This is a genomic window from Enterococcus sp. DIV1298c (genome assembly GCF_017316315.1).
In the GTDB taxonomy this organism is placed as follows: Bacteria; Bacillota; Bacilli; order Lactobacillales; family Enterococcaceae; genus Enterococcus_B; species Enterococcus_B mangumiae.
In genome coordinates, this window is record NZ_JAFLWG010000005.1 from 1 (window position 1) to 20062 (window position 20062).

Annotated in this window: 17 protein-coding genes; 1 reads left to right on the top strand and 16 read right to left on the bottom strand. The window is 39.6% G+C overall.

Features of this window, described 5'->3' with window-relative positions; translation table 11 throughout:
- Window positions 1-219: 219 nt before the first annotated feature.
- Both JZO83_RS01060 and JZO83_RS01065 read right to left on the bottom strand, forming a co-directional pair.
- Complete coding sequence (locus tag JZO83_RS01060) at window positions 220-435, bottom strand: DUF6290 family protein (protein WP_206857194.1); 216 nt, start codon at window positions 433-435, stop codon at window positions 220-222.
- A gap of 234 nt (window positions 436-669) precedes the next feature.
- Window positions 670-1191, bottom strand: coding sequence for a DUF308 domain-containing protein (locus tag JZO83_RS01065; RefSeq protein ID WP_206857195.1), 522 nt, complete (start codon window positions 1189-1191; stop codon window positions 670-672).
- A gap of 237 nt (window positions 1192-1428) precedes the next feature.
- Between JZO83_RS01065 and JZO83_RS01070 the strand changes: the two genes are divergently transcribed.
- Complete coding sequence (locus JZO83_RS01070) at window positions 1429-3051, top strand: ATP-binding cassette domain-containing protein (RefSeq protein ID WP_206857199.1); 1623 nt, start codon at window positions 1429-1431, stop codon at window positions 3049-3051.
- 70 nt (window positions 3052-3121) lie between these two features.
- Here the strand turns inward: JZO83_RS01070 and JZO83_RS01075 are convergent, their stop codons facing one another.
- The 14 genes from JZO83_RS01075 to dnaA all read right to left on the bottom strand — a co-directional run bounded on the left by JZO83_RS01075 (window position 3122) and on the right by dnaA (window position 19983).
- Window positions 3122-3985: a DegV family protein gene (locus tag JZO83_RS01075; RefSeq protein WP_206857201.1), complete on the bottom strand. Its 864-nt coding sequence runs from the start codon at window positions 3983-3985 to the stop codon at window positions 3122-3124.
- Between the two features lie 248 nt (window positions 3986-4233).
- Complete coding sequence (locus tag JZO83_RS01080) at window positions 4234-5526, bottom strand: adenylosuccinate synthase (protein WP_206857202.1); 1293 nt, start codon at window positions 5524-5526, stop codon at window positions 4234-4236.
- Window positions 5527-5773: 247 nt separating this feature from the next.
- Entirely contained in the window at window positions 5774-7141 is a 1368-nt protein-coding gene (dnaB, locus tag JZO83_RS01085) for a replicative DNA helicase (RefSeq protein ID WP_207114798.1), read from the bottom strand.
- A gap of 193 nt (window positions 7142-7334) precedes the next feature.
- On the bottom strand, window positions 7335-7787 hold the full coding sequence (gene rplI / locus JZO83_RS01090; RefSeq protein WP_010734553.1) for a 50S ribosomal protein L9: 453 nt from the start codon (window positions 7785-7787) through the stop codon (window positions 7335-7337).
- Window positions 7788-7792: 5 nt separating this feature from the next.
- Window positions 7793-9766, bottom strand: coding sequence for a DHH family phosphoesterase (locus JZO83_RS01095; RefSeq protein WP_207114799.1), 1974 nt, complete (start codon window positions 9764-9766; stop codon window positions 7793-7795).
- Between the two features lie 165 nt (window positions 9767-9931).
- Window positions 9932-10168 (bottom strand): 30S ribosomal protein S18, encoded by a 237-nt coding sequence (gene rpsR / locus JZO83_RS01100; protein WP_010734555.1) that lies wholly within the window; start codon window positions 10166-10168, stop codon window positions 9932-9934.
- A 25-nt stretch (window positions 10169-10193) separates the two neighbouring features.
- Window positions 10194-10706: a single-stranded DNA-binding protein gene (gene ssb / locus JZO83_RS01105; protein ID WP_161642285.1), complete on the bottom strand. Its 513-nt coding sequence runs from the start codon at window positions 10704-10706 to the stop codon at window positions 10194-10196.
- Between the two features lie 50 nt (window positions 10707-10756).
- Window positions 10757-11056, bottom strand: coding sequence for a 30S ribosomal protein S6 (gene rpsF, locus JZO83_RS01110; protein ID WP_206857206.1), 300 nt, complete (start codon window positions 11054-11056; stop codon window positions 10757-10759).
- 240 nt (window positions 11057-11296) lie between these two features.
- Window positions 11297-13792: a DNA gyrase subunit A gene (gene gyrA / locus JZO83_RS01115; RefSeq protein WP_207114800.1), complete on the bottom strand. Its 2496-nt coding sequence runs from the start codon at window positions 13790-13792 to the stop codon at window positions 11297-11299.
- Window positions 13793-13811: 19 nt separating this feature from the next.
- Complete coding sequence (gene gyrB, locus JZO83_RS01120) at window positions 13812-15758, bottom strand: DNA topoisomerase (ATP-hydrolyzing) subunit B (RefSeq protein ID WP_206856681.1); 1947 nt, start codon at window positions 15756-15758, stop codon at window positions 13812-13814.
- A gap of 6 nt (window positions 15759-15764) precedes the next feature.
- Entirely contained in the window at window positions 15765-16880 is a 1116-nt protein-coding gene (gene recF / locus JZO83_RS01125) for a DNA replication/repair protein RecF (protein WP_206856682.1), read from the bottom strand.
- Window positions 16867-17109, bottom strand: coding sequence for a S4 domain-containing protein YaaA (gene yaaA / locus JZO83_RS01130; protein WP_019723041.1), 243 nt, complete (start codon window positions 17107-17109; stop codon window positions 16867-16869). Before yaaA ends, recF begins: the two co-directional genes overlap by 14 nt.
- Before the next feature lie 208 nt (window positions 17110-17317).
- Window positions 17318-18448, bottom strand: a complete 1131-nt coding sequence (dnaN, locus tag JZO83_RS01135; RefSeq protein WP_019723042.1) for a DNA polymerase III subunit beta — start codon at window positions 18446-18448, stop codon at window positions 17318-17320.
- 200 nt (window positions 18449-18648) lie between these two features.
- Complete coding sequence (dnaA, locus tag JZO83_RS01140; RefSeq protein ID WP_023518857.1) at window positions 18649-19983, bottom strand: chromosomal replication initiator protein DnaA; 1335 nt, start codon at window positions 19981-19983, stop codon at window positions 18649-18651.
- Window positions 19984-20062 lie beyond the last annotated feature (79 nt).

The window sequence follows — 20062 nt, forward strand, 5'->3', positions numbered from 1 at the left end:
TTTGGCTTTATGAGGTTTTTCCCAAAGGATAGGCTTTTAAAAACATGAAAGCTGAATATTACTATAAAAATATGTAATAATTACATCGACTAAATACTATAAATTGTCTCACGCTTTCCTGACTTGATAACAAGCACAAGAGCACAATCATCATGGATGATGCAAATAAGTCTGTATTTACCTATACGGTAACGCCAGAGTAAAATTCCACAAGTTAAGTCATAAGCCTTCTTCTTTCAACATATTTTGGAGACTAGCTGATTCATTAGTTAGATTTTTCAATACTTCATATCCGTCTTGCAAATCAAGATAATCTTCAATTTTTTCAGTCAATGCTTGTTTCATCAAAGTAGATAAAGGTTGACCCGTTAATTCTGCATAGCTTTGAAAGAAAGCTTCTTCCTGATCATTCAATCTTATCGTTATTATACCCATACTATTGATCCCTCCCCTTCTATTCAACTAATTGTAATATAATTGTTAATTTACAAAAAATCTATACACACCTTCTCTTAATCAATAAAAAAGCCAACCAAGTAACTCAATGATTGAATCACTTGGTCAGCTATTGCACTTTTTTAAGTGTAAACTTAGTTCATGATTAAGATCATCTGCCAATCACTTCTAACAACTTAAATTTAATTGATTTTATTCTTATATTTCTAGAAATCATCTAAACGCATAAACGATCTGATTGATCCCAACCACCATAAAGTAAAAACCAACTAAAAAACTTAGCGTCAACGCAGAGGATAAAGGATTGAATAATAAAATGATCCCTAATAAGATACCCAAGATGTTGATGACTACGGTGAACCAATAATGACCTTCACTGATTCCTCTAAATAAATCAGCCGTAACTAAAGCTAAAACAGAATCAATAATGAACCAAATAGCGAAGACAAATGGTAATGCTACAACACCGGCGCCAATATTGAAGATGAAAAAGATCCCAATCAAAATATCAATGATCCCGACGACCAATGGCATCTTGCCTTTATAACCTGTCAGCTCTTTTACTTGTTTGCGCATAAATAACTCAAATAACCCTTTTATAATAGCAAAAACAGCAAATACAATAACGATGGCAACCAAGTTACCTACTGGATCACGAAAAGAAATCAAGGAAACTAAAACAAATAATATCCCTAATATCAGTGAACCCCAATCTACTTTTCTACTTTCTTTCATTTTTTATCCCTACTTTCTTCTTTATCTATTTCTATCTTACGCCCCCATTAAAATAACTTCAAAAATTTAGCACCTATGAAAATGCTTTAGTGGTAAAAAAACGTTTACCATCTTTTATTCCTTTAATTGTTTCACGTGAAACGTAAAGAATCACTGATTTCCTTGAAACTTTCAACATTCCCCTATATAATTCTAGAAGACTTGGCAAATATTATAAACATAAAGTGAGGAAAAAAATTGATTACTGTAAATGATGTAAGTTTGCACTTTTCAGATCGCAAACTATTTGATGATGTTAATATAAAATTCACTCCCGGCAATTGTTATGGCTTAATTGGAGCAAATGGCGCAGGTAAATCAACATTCCTTAAAGTATTATCTGGAGACTTACAACCTTCAACAGGTTCTGTTACATTAGGACCTGATGAACGTATGGCTGTTTTGAAACAAAACCACTTTGACTATGAAGAATATACTGTAATGGAAACAGTGATCATGGGGCATAAACGTTTGTATGAAGTAATGAAAGAAAAAGATGCCATCTATATGAAAGAAGATTTTACAGATGAAGATGGGATTCGTGCCGCAGAATTAGAAGGCGAGTTCGCAGAATTAAATGGTTGGGAAGCAGAGCCAGAAGCAGCTGTTTTACTTCAAGGATTGAATATTCCTGAAGAGTTACACCATCAATTGATGAGCGAACTAACAGGTGGACAAAAAGTGAAAGTGTTGCTTGCACAAACACTATTTGGTAAACCAGATGTATTACTTCTAGATGAGCCGACAAACGGACTAGATATCCAGTCGATCAACTGGTTAGAAGAATTTTTGATTGAATTTGAGAATACAGTGATCGTTGTTTCCCATGACCGTCACTTCTTGAACAAAGTATGTACCCACATGGCAGATTTAGACTTTGGTAAAATCAAACTTTATGTAGGAAATTACGACTTCTGGTTAGAATCAAGCCAATTAGCGACTAAGTTACAAGCGAATGCCAATGCGAAAAAAGAAGAACAAATCAAAGAATTACAAGACTTTATCGCACGTTTCAGTGCAAATGCGTCAAAATCAAAACAAGCGACATCTCGTAAAAAGATGTTAGAAAAAATCACGTTGGACGATATCCAACCATCTTCACGTCGTTATCCTTTTGTTGGATTCAAACCGGAACGTGAGATCGGAAATGACTTACTACAAGTTGAAAATGTCAGTGTAACGATTGATGGTAAGAAGATTTTAGATGATATATCATTCACTTTGAACAAAGAAGACAAGGTAGCATTCGTTGCCGAAAATGATATAACAACTACAACGCTATTCAAAGTGATCATGGGCGATTTAACACCGGATACGGGTACTGTCCGTTGGGGTGTAACAACAAGCAATGCTTATCTACCAAAGGATACAACAAAAGAATTTGATACAGACTTAACGATCCTTGACTGGTTACGCCAATATGCAAGTAAAGAAGAAGATGATAACACCTTCTTACGAAGCTTCTTAGGTCGCATGTTGTTTTCTGGTGAAGAAGTATTAAAACCAGTAAATGTCCTTTCTGGGGGCGAAAAAGTTCGTTGTATGCTTTCTAAATTGATGCTTTCAAAAGCAAATGTCCTTGTCTTAGATGATCCAACGAACCATTTAGACTTAGAATCGATTACTGCATTGAATGATGGTTTGATGGCATTTTCAGGTTCGATCCTATTTGCTTCTCATGACCACCAATTCATCCAAACGTTAGCAAATCGCATCATTGCTGTTTCTGATAAAGGCGTGATCGACCGTGCAGATACGACTTATGATGAATTCTTAGAGAACAAAGACATCCAAAAACAATTAGAACAACTTTGGAACTAAGCCTTTCAACATCAACAAAAAAACAGGTGTACAGCGTAAGTATTCTTACGTGATACACCTGTTTTTCTTTTTATCGGCTGACGCCCATTGAGAATATCGCGATACAGCCATAGCCTGTATGACTTGCGATCGTTGGTCCTAAGGGATAGAGCTTGATTTCTTTTGTTTTGATGCTTTCTTCCAGCAGCTTTTTGGCTTTCTCAGCACTTTCTAGATCACCTGCATAAGCGATATACACCGTTTGTTCAAGTGGCGCGACAATCGATTTGACGGTTTCATCCACGATTTTTTGAATGGATTTATTTCTACCGCGTACTTTATCGACATTTGATAGATGACCACCTGGTTCAACGGTAATGATTGGTTTTACGCTTAAAAGACTACCAATAGTGGCACTTGCTTTAGAAATACGGCCACCACGTTCTAAATGTTTTAAATCATCGACTGTTACCCAAGAATGAACCTTGAGGTAATTGTTTTCTAGCCAAGTCAGTGTTTCTTCTAGAGAAGAGCCTGCTTGTTTCAAGCGAACTGCTTCTAATACCAACAATCCCTCACCGATGCTTGCGGCTTTTGTATCAAATACATAAACTTGTGGGTCTTCGTATGATTCCTTCAATAATTCCACTGCTTGTAAGGCACTGCTGTAAGAACCACTCATCCCACTCGAAAAAGCAATGTACAAAACAGGGATTCCTTTTTCTACATAGCTACGAAAGAATTCTAAATAACGACCAACATTGATTTGTGAGGTCGTAGGCATTGCGCCTTCACGTAACTGTTGGATGTACCCTTCATAATCAAATGTTTTTCCTAGATCATCGATCAGGATCTCCTCACCTATCTGGATTTCCATAGATAAAAAATCAACATTTGCATTTGCTAATACCTGATATGGCAGATCGCAACATGAATCTGTGACTATTTGATACATTCGTTCCAACTCCTTTTTTCTCCACTTTTCATCGTTGTCTATTATAGCAAACTCCTAGAATTTTAAATAACTTCAACCCTTGTAGACATTCTACTTGGCATGAACTGTTCAAACGAAAGGGTGAATAGATACGATAAGAGGGAAAAACGTTCGATTCCCCGTTTTCCCCTCTTATCTGTTTATCGTGATTCCAGTGTTTCACTCATTCTTGAAAGAATGTTCCTGTTAGCGAATAGTCACTGAAAGGCCTAGATTTGCGCCCACACGCTTTCTAGGATATTTGTTTGGTTTCGGTCAGGACCGACTGAAAATGTTGAAATACGCACGCCTACAAGCTCTGAGATACGTCTTACATAGTTACGCGCATTTTCTGGTAGTTCTGCTAACGTACGGCAAGCAGTAATATCTTCTGACCAGCCTGGTAATTCTTCATAGATTGGCTTGCAACGATTCAATTCTTTCAGACTCGCTGGGTAATGATAGATTCGTTCACCGTCTAATTCGTACGCTGTACAGATCTTCACTGTTTCTAAGCCGCTCAAGACATCGATCGAATTCAAAGATAGATTCGTGATACCTGATACACGTTTTGAGTGACGCATCACGACTGTATCAAACCAGCCGACACGACGAGGACGCCCTGTCGTTGTACCATACTCACGACCGATATCACGGATTCGTTGACCTGTTTCGTCAAACAATTCTGTTGGGAACGGGCCATCACCCACACGTGACGTATAGGCTTTACATACACCGACCACTTTATTGATTTTAGAAGGGCCGACACCACTACCGATCGTCACGCCTCCAGCAACTGGATTGGATGAAGTAACAAAAGGATAGGTTCCTTGATCGATATCCAACATAACTCCTTGTGCGCCTTCAAATAGTACACGTTTTCCTGCATCTAGCGCATCATTTAAAATGACAGATGTATCTGTCACATATTGTTTGATTTGTTGACCATACTCATAGTATTCTTCAAAGATTTCTTCAAAATCAATTGGCTCTGAATCAAACATTTTCACAAATTGACGATTTTTATCGTCTAAATTCATACGTAAACGTTCTTCAAAAATTTCTTTGTCCAATAAATCGGCTACACGAATACCGACACGTGCGGCTTTATCCATATAAGCAGGTCCGATCCCTTTGATGGTCGTTCCGATTTTGTTTTCCCCTTTTGCATCTTCTTGCAATTGGTCTAATTTGATATGATACGGCAAGATGACATGTGCACGATCAGAGATACGTAAATTATCTGTCGTCACATTTTTTTCGTGTAAATAAGCCAATTCTTTGACTAAAGATTTCGGATTGACTACTACACCATTCCCGATCACGCTGATTTTATCTTTGTAAAAAATCCCCGAAGGAATCAAGTGCAGTTTATACGTAACACCATCGAATTTAATTGTGTGTCCCGCATTGTCGCCACCTTGGTACCGTGCGATCACTTCAGCATTTTCACTAAGAAAGTCAGTAATTTTTCCTTTCCCTTCGTCGCCCCATTGTGTACCCACTACTACTACAGATGACATTTGAACACCTCATTTAATATTATTTAATCCTGAATTATTGTAACAATGATTGACACTTTATTCAACTAAAATCGAATGATATTTGGAATAATTTAGTGAAAACGATTGAAAAACGAACAATATAGTGTAATTTCTTCAAACTCACCATCGCGAAGAAAAAGCTCAATTAAGGGGTATTTCAAAAAAATCCGAGAAACGAAAAGTAATCCTACCTTCGTTTCTCGGATGTATTTTTGATTGATTCTGATTAATATTCTTCTCGCGGTGAAAGGGAAGAAAACTTATTGTATTCTTTGATGAAGAGCAGCTCGACTGTTCCCCTTGCACCACTACGGTTTTTTTCGATTATGACTTCGATGACATTGTCATTTTGCGGTTCTGGTGCCTCGCTGTCCTCGCCGCCTTCACGTTCGTAGTAATCATCACGATATAAGAAAGCAACGATATCGGCATCCTGCTCGATTGACCCAGATTCCCGGATATCACTCAATACAGGGCGTTTATCCTGACGTTGTTCTACCCCACGAGAAAGCTGTGAAAGGGCAATGACGGGTACTTTTAATTCTTTTGCCAGTTTCTTTAACTGACGAGAAATATCAGAGACTTCTTGTTGGCGGTTTTCTTTGCCGTTTCCTTCGATCAACTGCAAGTAATCGATAAGGATCAAGCCTAGATTTCCTTTTTCTTGCGCAAGTTTTCGGCATTTTGCACGTATCTCAGAGATTTTGATCCCTGGGGTATCATCGATAAAGATATTGGCTTTAGATAAGCTTCCCATCGCAACGATCAAATTGGACCATTCTTCTTCTGAAAGCTGACCTGTACGTAGGTGACTCGCTTCGATCGACCCTTCCGCACAAAGCATCCGATTGACTAGTGATTCTGCCCCCATCTCCAAACTGAAGATTGCTACGGAACGATCCGTTTTTGTACCGACATTTTGGGCAATATTCAAGGCAAAGGCTGTTTTACCTACCGCCGGACGAGCAGCTAAAATAATCAGCTCTTCTGCTTGGAATCCAGCAGTCATTTTATCTAATCCTTGGTAACCCGTAGGTAAACCGGTGATTTCTTCATTGTTTTGTGCTAACTGGTCGATATTTTCAATCGTTGAATTCAAGACGTCCGCAATGGATAAGAATCCGCTGCGATTACGTTTTTCTGATACTTCAAGGATACTACGTTCCGCATCGTCCAAGATCGATTGGACTTCTTCTCCTTGTTCAAATCCTCTAGTGACAATGCCTGTTGCTGTTTGGATCAAATTACGAAGTAACGATTTTTCTTCCACGATTTTTGCATAGTACACGATGTTTGCTGCCGTTGGTACCGCTAAGGCTAGGTCAGATAAATAGCTGACGCCGCCAGCATCTTCCAGTAGATTTCGTTGCTCTAAACGATCTTTGACTGTCACAACATCAATGGCTTCACTACGGTCATTCAATTCGATCATGATCTCAAAAATGATTTGATGTCCCCGACGATAAAAGTCTTTCGGTTCTATGTACTCCATGGCATCAATGATCGTTTCAGCGTCTAGAAACACAGAACCTAGAACCGCTTGTTCAGCTTCAATATTTTGCGGTGGAATTCGATCCTGCCACACTTCACTCATATTCTATCGCTCCTTGCTTTCAATTGCTTCATTTTACAAGAAAATAGCAGAAAAGTCATCCCTAAAATGAACATCTGTTCCAAAAGCTGTGCCTTCGAAAATAGACCACAGAGGCCAAAAATAATCAAAAGCTATTTTTGACCTCTGCGGCTGTTTTTTGAAGTGATGACCTTTCGTCACAGGTTCTTTTCGTTTATTCAGAAACAACATGCACTTTGATCGTTGCCGTTACTTCATGGTGCAACTTCACTGGTACGTTCGTGTAACCTAATGTACGGATCGGGTTATTCAATTCGATTTTACGTTTGTCCAATTTTACTTTGTATTGTTTATTCAGACCTTCAGCGATTTGTTTCGATGGGATCGAACCGAACAAGCGGCTATCTTCTCCTGCTTTGGCTTTTAATTCAACGACTGTTTCTTCTTTTTCAAGAAATTCTTTTAGTTTTTTTGCTTCTTCAAGGATTTCTGCTTCTTGTTTTTCTTGCGCTTTTTTCTGTCCTTCTAACTGACTGATACTACTTTTATTTGCTTCTTTTGCTAGGTTGTTCTTGATCAAATAGTTTTGTGCATAGCCTGTAGGCACTTCTTTGACATCGCCTTTTTTGCCTTTGCCTTTGACATCTTGTAAGAAAATGACTTTCATTTCATCTACTCCTTTTTATATAATTGTTGCATATTTTCTTGGATAGCAGCGAGCAGTTGTTGTTTTGCTTCTTCGACAGTCACATTTTCCAATTGTGTTGCGGCATTGGTGAAATGTCCGCCACCACCTAGAGATTCCATGATGAGTTGGACATTGATCGTTCCTGTGCTGCGAGCGCTGATACCAACTAAGCCATCTGTTCGTTTGGTAATCACGAAAGCGCCGTTGATATTGACCATTGAAAGCAACGTATCTGCTGTTTTTGCTGCGATAACACTATTATACTCTTTTTCATCCGTCCCTGCTGCCACCACTATATCCTCCGTCACTTGTTCATTGTGTGCGATCAAGTGGCTGATTTCGAGATAAGTGGCTAAATCAGAGCTCAATAAATATTGTACTAAGGATGCGTCTGCACTACAAGTCTTTAAATAGCTTGCCACATCAAAAGTGCGTGCTGTGGTTCGGACATTGAAGTTATTCGTATCCACGGTCATCCCTGCCAACAACAAGGTAGCCTCTAAACGGCTGATCCGATTGGTTCGACTGCTTTGGTATTGAATCAATTCTGTGACTAATTCAGAGGCAGAAGAGGCAGAGGACTCAATATACGTCAAAAGTGGCTTACTTGGAAACTCTTCTCCTCGACGATGATGGTCGATGATCACGATCTTATCAAATTGCTCATAAAGGCTCTGAGAGATCGATAGCGAAGGTTTATGGTAATCGACCATTACGAGTAGATCCTTTGCTTTCTTGAGCTCCATCGCGCATTCTGGCGTAATCAATTGCATCTCCAACTCTGGTTCTTTATGAATTTCTTCCAAACAGCGTTCCACATCTGGAATGATTTCTTTTTCATCGATGACGATATATGCTTTTTTCTGATTGAAGCGTGCTAGGCAACTGACACCAACGGCTGAACCAATCGCATCCATATCAGGGAATCGATGCCCCATAATAAATACATCGCCTGTTTCATCAAATATTTTCCGTAAGGCAGTACTCATGGCTCTTGAACGAACGCGCGTACGCTTGATCGTTGTCGCTGATTTCCCCCCATAATAAGTGGGTTTTGCGCCTTCGCGAACTTCTTTCACCACGACTTGATCCCCACCACGAACTAAGGCAATATCTAGGTTGTTTTGAGCTTCACTACCAATCTCTTCTAGTGACTGTTGCCCATAGGCGATCCCCATGCTAAGCGTCAACGGATGGTTTTGTCTTTCTGCTTCTGATCGTAAGCGATCTAAAAGATCAAATTTCTTATCCATCATTTTCTTCAAGTCGCTCATCTGTCCAAAGAAGAAAAAGCGCTCTGAATTGATGCGTTTAAAAAATACGTGATATTCATTCATCCAGTCAGAGATCAATGTCGTAATAAAGGAGTTCAAATAAGAAACTTCTTTTTCATCCAATTTATCCACTGTATCTGCATAATTATCAATTGAAAGAATACCGATGATCGGTTGGCTGTTTACTTGATGGATCTTCAGTAACTGATTCTGTGTCACATCAATAAAATAAACAACACCTTTTACCGTATCCAATTCGAATTGAAACGTTTTGTCGGCTAAATAGACTTGATTTTTCTTTTTTTCTTTTGCTGAAAAAAAGGTTTCTAACAAGTCTGCATCTAAGAGTGAACTTTGATCTTTCACGTTCAATGCGAAAGGATTCAGCCAATCAACGGTTTGTGTCGCTGGTTGATAAGAGATGATCCCTACTGGCATGATTTCAGAAACATAATTCAAATTGGATTCTGCGACGGTTGAAGCTTGTTGGATCTTCTCACGATTCCTCAAAGTCAACCAACGTTTCACCTTTAAACCATAACGAATACAAAAGATGTTCACGAACAGTATGAACAATGCACTGATCGGCCGAAATGGCATCACTAATACAACCAAAACTTCTGCAAGGATCAATAAAAGAATGAGCAGAGGGCTCGGGCTTACTTTTATTTTTTCTTTATCCATGTCTTTCCTCCCGTAACTGATTAGCCTAATTTTACCATAACTCATGTCATGTAAGCGACTAAACACCTGAATGGAACAAAAAGAGGAAGTCACGACAGTAGTCATAACTTCCTCTGTAATGGTTGAAACGATTAGGTATTCCTACAAAATCATTCCTAAAGCGAATTATTCTTCGCCAACGAATGGTAGTAATCCCATGATACGTGCGCGTTTGATTGCAATCGTAATTTTACGTTGGTTTTTAGCGCCTGTACCTGTTACACGACGTGGCAAGATTTTACCGCGTTCTGAGATAAATCTTTTTAGTAATTCGATATCTTTATAATCGATATATTCAATATGGTTAGCAGCAATATAGTCTACTTTACGACGTTTACGTCCGCCTCTTCTTTGTTGTGCCATTCTATTTCCCTCCTATCAAATTCGTTTAGAATGGTAAATCATCGTCTGAAATGTCGATCGTTGAACTTGACCCAAATGGATCAGAAGAATCACGATCAAAATCAGGCATACCGTTGGATGATTGAGATGTTTGATTATAGTTATTGTTTCCGCCAAAATTATTTGTCGATTGACCAGTGTCTTGGTAGCCACCGCTTTGTTGACGGTTTTCAGATGCTGCACGACTTTCCAATAATTGGAAGTTTTCAGCAACTACTTCTGTTACGTACACACGTTGTCCTTGTTGATTATCATAAGAACGCGTTTGAATACGACCAGTTACACCTAAAAGAGTTCCTTTATGTGCATAGTTTGCTAGTGTTTCTGCTGATTTTCGCCAAATCACACAATTAATAAAATCCGCCTCACGGTTGCCGTTTTGGCTCGTGAAGTTACGATTGACAGCTAAAGTGAACGTTGCTACAGCAGTGCCACTTGATGTATATCGTAAATCTGGATCTTTTGTTAGACGTCCAACTAGTACAACGTTATTAATCAAAATGGTCATCTCCTCTCATCGTTGTGTTACTGTTTCACGTGAAACAATAATTAAGCTTCTTCTTTAATGATCATGTGACGAACGATATCGTCATTGATTTTAGCAAGACGATCAAACTCGTTGATTGCATCTGCTGATGATGGAGAAGATACTTTAACGATGTGATAGATACCTTCACGGTAACCGTTCATTTCGTATGCTAAACGGCGTTTTTCCCAATCTTTTGATTCGATAACTTCAGCTCCGTTATCTTTCAAGATTGAATCGAAACGTTCGATTAAAGCAGTTTTTGCTTCTTCATCAATGTTAGGACGAATAATATACATGATTTCGTATTTCGTGTTTTCCATTGATTTTTCACCTCCCTATGGACTTTCGGCCCTCAGCTTTCCCGAGAGCAAGGAGAGTTTTCTAATAAATTAGACTACTCACAATCCTCAATTATACACGCAACGCACTAGAAAAGCAAGCGAGTGTTCTGCTTTTTATAAAGTTTTCTTTTGCCACGGGCAAAAACCTCCGAAGCTAGTTTTACCTAGTCTCGGAGGCTCTGATAGTTAAGACGTTCACTACTCGTTTACGTCTATTTTCTATTCTTCTGTGTTGTCTGTTTCTACATCCGTTGTGTCTGCTTCAACAGTTGCTTCTTCTGCGGGTTCTGGTTCTACCGCTGCCATCGTCACAACTTTTGTTTCTGCTTCCATCTTGATCAAACGTACGCCTAGCGTTGCCCGACCTGTTTGAGAAACAGTTGAAACGTTGAAGCGGATGATCACGCCTTTGTCTGTGATCAACATGATATCCTCTTCACCGGTCACAGTCGTCAATCCAGCTAATGGCCCATTTTTCTCAGTGATATTGGCCGTCTTGATTCCTTTACCTCCACGGCCTTTGACTGGGTACTCAGAAACTTTCGTTCGTTTACCGTAACCTTTTTCTGTTATGATCAAGACTTCATGATCGTCATTCATCAAGGCTGCTCCTACGACATAATCGTCTTCTCTCAAACGAACACCACGAACACCAGAGGCTGTACGTCCCATATCACGAACGGCATCTTCTGCAAATGTCACAGAATACCCATCGTGCGTGCCAATGATGATGTTTGATTTGCCATCCGTCAATAATACGTTCACCAATTCATCATTTTCTTTCAAGCCAATCGCAATCAACCCATTACTGCGGATATTCGCAAATGCAGTGACAGTTGTACGTTTGACTGTTCCTTGGCGTGTCGTGAAGAATAAATAATGTCCTTCTTCTGCTTCGCCAGTCACTGCAATGATGGCCTGGATCTTCTCGCTTGAATCAATCCCAAGCAAGTTGATGATCGGGATACCTTTTGCTGTACGTCCGTATTCTGGAATCTCATATCCTTTCGCACGATACACTTTTCCGTTATTCGTAAAGAACAACAATGTGTCATGTGTCGAGCAAGAAACGAGATTTTTCACGAAATCATCATTATGGACGCCCATTCCTTGGATCCCGCGACCGCCACGACGTTGTGCGCGGAATTCATTGTTAGCTAAACGCTTGATATAGCCGTTATTCGTCAACGTGATCACGATTTCTTCTTCTTCGATTAAATCTTCGTCTTCTAAACTCAAGACTTCACCGACCAGTAATTCTGTACGACGTTTGTCGCCAAATCGTTGACTCAATTCAGCAAGTTCGGTTTGAATGATTTCTGTCACTCGTTCAGGACGAGCAAGAATATCAGCTAAATCTTCAATGAGTGTCAATAATTCTTGGTACTCATTTTCGATTTTCTCTCTTTCCAAACCTGTCAAACGACGTAAACGCATATCCATGATTGCTTGAGATTGGCGATCAGAAAGCTCAAAGCGTTCGATCATCGTATTTTTCGCTTCTTCATCAGATTTAGACCCACGAATGATCGCGATGATCTCATCGATATGGTCTAAAGCGATTCGCAACCCTTCCAAGATGTGCGCTCTTGCTTCTGCTTTGTCCTTTTCAAACACGGTACGACGTGTGATTACTTCGCGTTGGTGTTCGATATAATTTTCAAGGATCTGCTTCAAGCTAAGAACTTTCGGCACACCTTTTTCAATCGCTAACATATTGAAACCAAATGAGTTTTGCAAGGATGTCAGTTTGTAGAGATTGTTTAAAATGACAGAAGCACTTGCATCTCGACGTACATCGATCACGATACGCATTCCTTCACGAGAAGACTCGTCTCTTAGATCAGTGATACCTTCGATTCGTTTATCACGGTGCAATTCTGAAATTCGCTCGATCAATTTCGCTTTATTGACCATATAAGGCAATTCAGTGACTAAGATCCGCTCTTTTCCGTTTGGCATTTCTGTGATTTCTACTTTTGCGCGAACAGTGATCGAACCTTTACCCGTTTCGTACGCACGACGAATACCAGATTTACCCATCACTAATCCGCCTGTAGGAAAATCAGGTCCAGGTAAGACTTCCATCAATTCATTTGTTGTGACATCGGGATTTTCCATCAATAGATCAATCGCTGCTACCACTTCTGTCAGGTTATGTGGCGGGATATTCGTCGCCATCCCAACCGCGATCCCTGTCGTACCATTGACTAATAAGTTAGGGAAACGTGCCGGTAAAACAACCGGTTCTTTTTCCGTATCATCATAGTTGCTTTGGAAATCAACGGTGTTTTTATTGATATCTCGTAACATTTCTGTCGCGATCTTACTCATTCTTGCTTCGGTATAACGCATCGCAGCTGCGCCATCGCCATCCACTGAGCCAAAGTTTCCATGACCGTCAACTAACATGTAACGGTAACTAAATGGCTGTGCCATACGGACCATTGATTCATAGATCGCACTATCACCGTGGGGATGGTATTTACCCATAACGTCCCCAACGATTCTGGCTGATTTCTTGTGCGCTTTATCCGGTGTGACACCGAGTTCGTTCATGCCGTATAAAATACGGCGGTGAACTGGTTTCAATCCATCTCTAACATCTGGTAAAGCCCGAGCAACGATGACACTCATGGCGTAATCAATGAAGGAGTCTTTCATTTCGCTGGTTAGATTGACATCATGGATGTTTTCTCTGATTTCTTCACTCATTTTTCTTCCTCCTTCATGATCAAATATCTAGATTTTTAACATAATGCGCATTTTCTTCAATAAATGCACGACGAGGTTCCACTCGATCGCCCATCAACATTTCAAATACTTCATCGGCAGCAATCGCATCATCAACGCTGACACGAGCCATCATCCGTTTGCTTGGGTCCATTGTCGTTTCCCATAGTTGATGATCATCCATTTCACCAAGCCCTTTGTATCGTTGGACACTTGGTTTTGGTGTTGCTGGTAGTGATTCGATGACTTTTCTCAAATCTTCTTCTGCATTTTTCCCTGGTTGGACATACGTGATTTTCTTTCCTTGTTTGACACCGTATAGTGGTGGTTGCGCGATATAAACATAGCCAGCCTCCACGATTGGGCGCATGTAACGATAAAAGAGTGTCAATAGCAACGTACGGATGTGCGCACCATCGACATCGGCATCGGTCATGATAACTAATTTATGATATCGTGCCTTAGACACGTCAAAATCTTCACCAAAACCTGTTCCCATCGCTGTAAACAATGAGCGAATTTCTTCGTTCGCTAAAATTTTATCCATACTTGCTTTTTCCACGTTCAAGATTTTCCCACGAATCGGTAAAATCGCTTGGAATTCACGGCTTCGTCCTTGTTTCGCTGAACCGCCGGCAGAATCTCCTTCGACGATGAATAATTCGCATTTTTCCGGATCATTACTTGAGCAATCGGCTAATTTACCAGGTAAATTACTGATTTCTAGTGCGCCTTTTCTTCGAGTCACTTCACGCGCACGTTTCGCTGCTAAGCGGGCTCTAGAAGCAAGTAGGCCTTTTTCGACGATTTGACGGCCGACACTTGGATTTTCCAATAAGAACTTCATAAAATGCTCACTGAACAAACGATCAGTAACGGTACGTACTTCTGAATTTCCTAGTTTTGTCTTCGTTTGTCCTTCAAACTGCGGATCTGGATGCTTGATCGAAATGACTGCTGTCAATCCCTCACGGACATCTTCACCCGTCAAATTATCATCATTTTCTTTCATCAATTTTTGCTTACGCGCGTAATCATTGATGACACGTGTCAAAGCTGTCTTAAATCCTGATTCATGGGTTCCGCCTTCATACGTATGGATATTGTTGGCAAAACTCATGATATTGGAATGATAACCATCTGTATATTGCATCGAAACTTCAACAGTGATTTCTTGTTGCTCCCCTTCTAAATAAACAGGTTCAGGGAAGATGACTGTTTTACTTGCATTTAAATATTCGACATAACTCTTGATTCCGCCGTCATAGTGGTATTCTTTCAAGACAGGCGTTTCTTCGCGACGATCTTCAATCGAGATTTTCATGCCACGATTCAAGAAAGCTAACTCACGAATACGAGTCGCTAATTTGTTGAAATCGAAAGTTGTCGTTTCCGTAAAAATTTCTGGATCTGGGATAAAATGGACAGTCGTTCCGCTCAAATCAGTGTCACCGATGACTTTTAAATCATCGACGACTGCACCACGACGATACTCTTGATAGTAAATCTTGCCGTCTTTGTAGACTTTGACATCTAACAATGTCGATAATGCATTAACAACGGAAGATCCAACCCCATGCAGACCACCGGATACTTTGTAGCCGCCTCCGCCAAATTTACCACCTGCATGTAAGACAGTGAAGACAGTCTCAACAGCTGGGCGACCAGTCTTCGCTTGGATATCGACCGGAATCCCACGACCATCATCGACTACAGTGATACTGTTGTCTTCTTCAATGATCACTTGGATCTTTGTCGCAAATCCTGCCAAGACTTCATCGATCGAATTGTCGACGATTTCCCAAACTAAGTGGTGGAGTCCTTCTGAACTTGTTGAACCAATGTACATTCCCGGACGTTTTCGAACGGCTTCAAGACCTTCAAGCACTTGAATCTGACTGGCATCATATTCTTTTGCGCGCTCGACTAAACTTCTTTCTTCTGTCATGTATGATTATTCTCCTTTTATTTCCCCCTGCTGAACATAAAAAATCTCAGGTTCAACAGTCATTTTATTTTTAACGTGATCAAGGGTGGTGGTCGTTAAGAACGTTTGGACTTTCCCTTCGATCGTTTCTAGCAAATGGAGTTGACGTTGATCATCTAACTCACTCATCACATCATCTAGTAATAGAATCGGATATTCGCCTGTTTCTTCTTTGATCAAATCGATTTCTGCTAATTTGACACTTAATGCTGTCGTTCGTTGTTGGCCTTGGGAACCAAAATTTTGTACGTTTTTTTCATTGACAAAAAAAGAAAGGTCATCTCGATGAGGACCGACAGTTGTTGTCCCTCGAAAGAGATCTTTCTTTTTATTTTGTTCGAGCAACGTTAAAAATTGTGATTGGATCTCTTGAACTGTCAGAGTGTCTAAAGAAGAGAGGGACGTGACATATTCGATTGCCAACTGTTCTCTTTGATGCGTGATTTGTTGATGCAAAGAATTTGCCCAATATTCTAAACGCTTGATAAATTGCGCCCTTGCCTTTAAAACTTTGCTGCCAAATTCTGCTAGTTGTTCGGATAAAATATCTAGATAAAGTAAATCCGTTTGTTTTTTCTCATTCAATTGTTTCAAATATTGATTTCTTTGTTTTAAGATCGCTTGATATTGGACAAGATCATACAGATAGATCGGGTTGATCTGACCTAATTCCATATCTAAAAATTTGCGTCGGATCTGTGGGCTTCCTTTGACTAAAGATAGATCCTCAGGAGCAAATAAGATGACATTCAATTGTCCAACGTAACTACTTAGTTTCTTTTGTTCGATATGATTGATCTTTGTTTTGCGGCCTTTTTTAGACAATTGGATCTCTAAAGGGATCTTAGAGGTCCCTCGTGTGATCTCCCCTTGAATCATCGACTGTTCGTCGTTCCATCCAATCAATTCTTGTTCACTATTCGTCCGGTGGCTTCTTGTCATTGCAAGCACATAAATACTTTCCAAAAGATTCGTCTTTCCTTGGGCATTTTCCCCTAAAAAAATGACGAGATTTTTGGAAAAATCAATCTGTAACTCTTGATAGTTCCGATAATTTTTGAGGTGCAGCTTATTCAGCCTCATTATCGTTATTCCCTTTTTTTACCATAAAAAAAGTTCCTGCTTCTGGAACTTCGATCATCATACCGGGATAAAGCTTTCGTCCACGACGATTTTCTGGCTCGCCATCAACCAAAACCGTGTTTTCTGCTAAATACCATTTTGCTTGTCCGCCACTGCCGATGACTGTGACTTCTTTAAGCATTTGACCCAACGTCATAAACTCAGTTTTTAGAATGACTTGTTGTTTCACTCTTCATCCCTCATTTTCATTATTAAAAGTATACTTTATTATACCCTTTTTTTCGCAAGAAAACAAATTTATCCATATATTTTTCCATATGAGCGGATTTAAATGAAAAAAGGTGTTTTAAACAAAAAGAAACAGAAAGCCTTAAAATTGATTTTAGGGCCTTCTGTTAAAAATGGATTATTTTTTCAGTTTATTTTCAATGATAATTTTAGTTTGTACGTACAGGGGTGATCAATTGGATAAATTGGACCCCATCTTCTGTCGGTTCTAACGTAAATGGACGAATGGCAGAAATGAATTTCACTTTGATACTCATGTCACCAAATGCACGTAATGCGGCTTTCATATAGTCTGGGTTGAATGAAATATCCAATGGATCACCCGTGCTAGTCGTATAGTTCAAGCTTTCTTCTACTTTCCCGATTTCAGGAGAGTTTCCATAGAGAACAACCGAATCAGGCTGGATCGATAAGCGAACGATATTGTTACGGCCTTCATGTGATAGCAAAGAAGCACGCTCAATCGCTGCTAAAAAGCTTGGGACAGAAAATTCAACTTCTGTATTGAAGCTTGAAGGAATCAAACGATTCGTGTCAGGATAGTTTCCTTCTAACAGACGTGAATAAAAATACATATTTTCCGTTTTGAATAGTACTTGGTTTTCCATAATACTGATTTCGACGATTTCTTCTTCATTTGTCAAAGAACGAGATAATTCAGTCAAACTTTTTCCAGGGATCACGATATCAAATTGATCAGCGGATTGTTCGATCGGGATCACTCGTTGGCTCAAACGATGAGAGTCAGTTGCTACTGCCAATAATGAGTTGTCTTTCAAAATGAAATGAACACCGGTAAGGATCGGACGACTTTCATGTTGAGAAACGGCAAACACGGTTTCATTGATCAATTTTGTCAAGACGTGGACAGGTAATTTCATTTGGTTATGGCTTTCAACAACAGGAAGATGAGGATAGTTATCTGCATCTAACCCATTGACTAGGAAATTTGCTTTGCCTGAAGTGATGGCTACTTGTTTGTTTTCTAATACTTCTAGTGTAAAAGTTTCTTCGGGCAATCGACGAATGATTTCACTGAAGAAACGAGCTTGTAGGACGATCGCTCCAGTTGCTTCGATTTGCATTTGCGCTTTTTCATTTTCAACAGATAGAAATGTTTCAATCGAAATATCTGCATTACTTCCTGTCAAAGTCAGACCTTCTTGATTAAGGGTGATTTTTACCCCAGTCAAAATAGGGATTGTCGTTTTGCTTGAAATCGCACGCTGAACAGTTTGCAGTTCTTGCATAAATGTTGCGCGGTTTAAGGTTACTTTCATTGTGGATCTCCTTTGCCGTATATTTATTTTATTATTAGTTAAATAAAGTAATAAAAGTATTAGGTACTGTTGATACTGTGGAAAACTATAAAAATGCTAGAAGAGAAAAGAAAAAACAGCTGTGGAAAATATGTGTATAACTTTTGAATGATTTCTGTTTTTATCCACAATACATTTTTTCTTTCTATCGAGCATCTGTTTTAATTTAATAAGAAATTTTTGATTTCTGACACTTCATTTTGCATGCTGACACTTGAATCGATCAGCTGCTGGATTTTTTCGTGCGCATGGATGACTGTGGTATGGTCTTTACCGCCAAATTCAGCGCCGATTTTAGGAAGAGAGCTATCAGTCAATTCCCGAGCCAAGTACATTGCGATTTGACGAGGGACAACGATCGATTTGACGCGTTTCTTTCCTTTTAGATCTTTTAATTGGATATGGTAGTACTTCGCAACTTCCTCTTGGATCTGCAAAATCGAGAGTTGCGGATGGCCTTTACCAGATTTCAATGTTTTAAGTGCATCAGCAGCTAAACTAGTTGATATATCTTCACTATTCATCGTAGCAAACGCTTGGACACGTACAAGTGCGCCTTCGAGTTCACGAATGTTGGAATCGATCTGTCCGGCAATATAACTTAATGTATCGTCGGGGATCTCTAGGCGCTCTGCTGCGGCTTTTTTTCTTAAAATAGCTGTTCTTGTTTCTAGATCCGGCGGCGTAATATCTACTGAAAGTCCCCAAGCAAAGCGAGAAACGAGTCGTTCTTGCAATTTAGGGATCTCGTTTGGTAAACGATCACTTGTTAATACGATTTGTTTTCCTTCATTGTAAAGCGCATTGAATGTATGGAAAAATTCTTCCTGAGTCGCTTCTTTCTCAGCAAAAAATTGAATATCATCGACTAATAGTAAGTCCACATTACGATATTCTTGGCGGAATTCTTCGGCCGTTTTGTTTTGGATCGAATTGATAAAATCATTGGCAAACGTTTCACTGCTGACATATTTGACTTTTGCATTTGGCTGACTCAACAACATTTGATGACCAATCGCGTGCATCAAGTGAGTCTTACCAAGTCCGACGCCTCCATAGAAGAACAATGGATTATAGATGGAACCAGGGTCTTCCGCGACGACCAAAGCAGCAGCATGTGCCATCTGGTTGCCTTTCCCGATCACAAATGTGTCGAAGGTATACTTAGGATTCAACATCGCTTTTTTGATTGGTGTGATGGGGGGAACTTTCATTGTTTTGATTTCTTCTACTTCTTCTTGTTCCGCTTCTTCACCGGTCACAAAACGTGGAATGATTTCTTTTCCCGTTAACATGTAGCCGACCTCAACAATCTTTGTCGCGAGATTTTTTTCCCAATATTCCTTATGGATCTTACTTGGAACAGTTACCACTAATTGGCTTTGTTCTAATGATTTAGGTTGTGCTGTCTCGATCCAAGTATTGTAACTTGCTGGCGACAGTTCTTTTTGATAAGTCGTTTTTAATTCTGTCCATAAAGCATCGAGGGATACCATACAAGGCCTCCTCCTTCATTAAAAGTAAATAGCTAGTACTAATTTAGCATTTTTTACAAAAGTTTTCCACAGAAAGAAA

Coding starts and splice junctions, on each gene's coding strand:
- JZO83_RS01060 (WP_206857194.1), bottom strand. CDS start 435: ATGGGTATAATAACGATAAGATTGAATGATCAGGAAGAAGCTTTCTTT.
- JZO83_RS01065 (WP_206857195.1), bottom strand. CDS start 1,191: ATGAAAGAAAGTAGAAAAGTAGATTGGGGTTCACTGATATTAGGGATA.
- JZO83_RS01075 (WP_206857201.1), bottom strand. CDS start 3,985: ATGTATCAAATAGTCACAGATTCATGTTGCGATCTGCCATATCAGGTA.
- JZO83_RS01080 (WP_206857202.1), bottom strand. CDS start 5,526: ATGTCATCTGTAGTAGTAGTGGGTACACAATGGGGCGACGAAGGGAAA.
- dnaB (WP_207114798.1), bottom strand. CDS start 7,141: ATGAGTGAAGTGTGGCAGGATCGAATTCCACCGCAAAATATTGAAGCT.
- rplI (WP_010734553.1), bottom strand. CDS start 7,787: ATGAAAGTCATTTTCTTACAAGATGTCAAAGGCAAAGGCAAAAAAGGC.
- JZO83_RS01095 (WP_207114799.1), bottom strand. CDS start 9,766: ATGGATAAAGAAAAAATAAAAGTAAGCCCGAGCCCTCTGCTCATTCTT.
- rpsR (WP_010734555.1), bottom strand. CDS start 10,168: ATGGCACAACAAAGAAGAGGCGGACGTAAACGTCGTAAAGTAGACTAT.
- rpsF (WP_206857206.1), bottom strand. CDS start 11,056: ATGGAAAACACGAAATACGAAATCATGTATATTATTCGTCCTAACATT.
- gyrA (WP_207114800.1), bottom strand. CDS start 13,792: ATGAGTGAAGAAATCAGAGAAAACATCCATGATGTCAATCTAACCAGC.
- gyrB (WP_206856681.1), bottom strand. CDS start 15,758: ATGACAGAAGAAAGAAGTTTAGTCGAGCGCGCAAAAGAATATGATGCC.
- recF (WP_206856682.1), bottom strand. CDS start 16,880: ATGAGGCTGAATAAGCTGCACCTCAAAAATTATCGGAACTATCAAGAG.
- dnaN (WP_019723042.1), bottom strand. CDS start 18,448: ATGAAAGTAACCTTAAACCGCGCAACATTTATGCAAGAACTGCAAACT.
- dnaA (WP_023518857.1), bottom strand. CDS start 19,983: ATGGTATCCCTCGATGCTTTATGGACAGAATTAAAAACGACTTATCAA.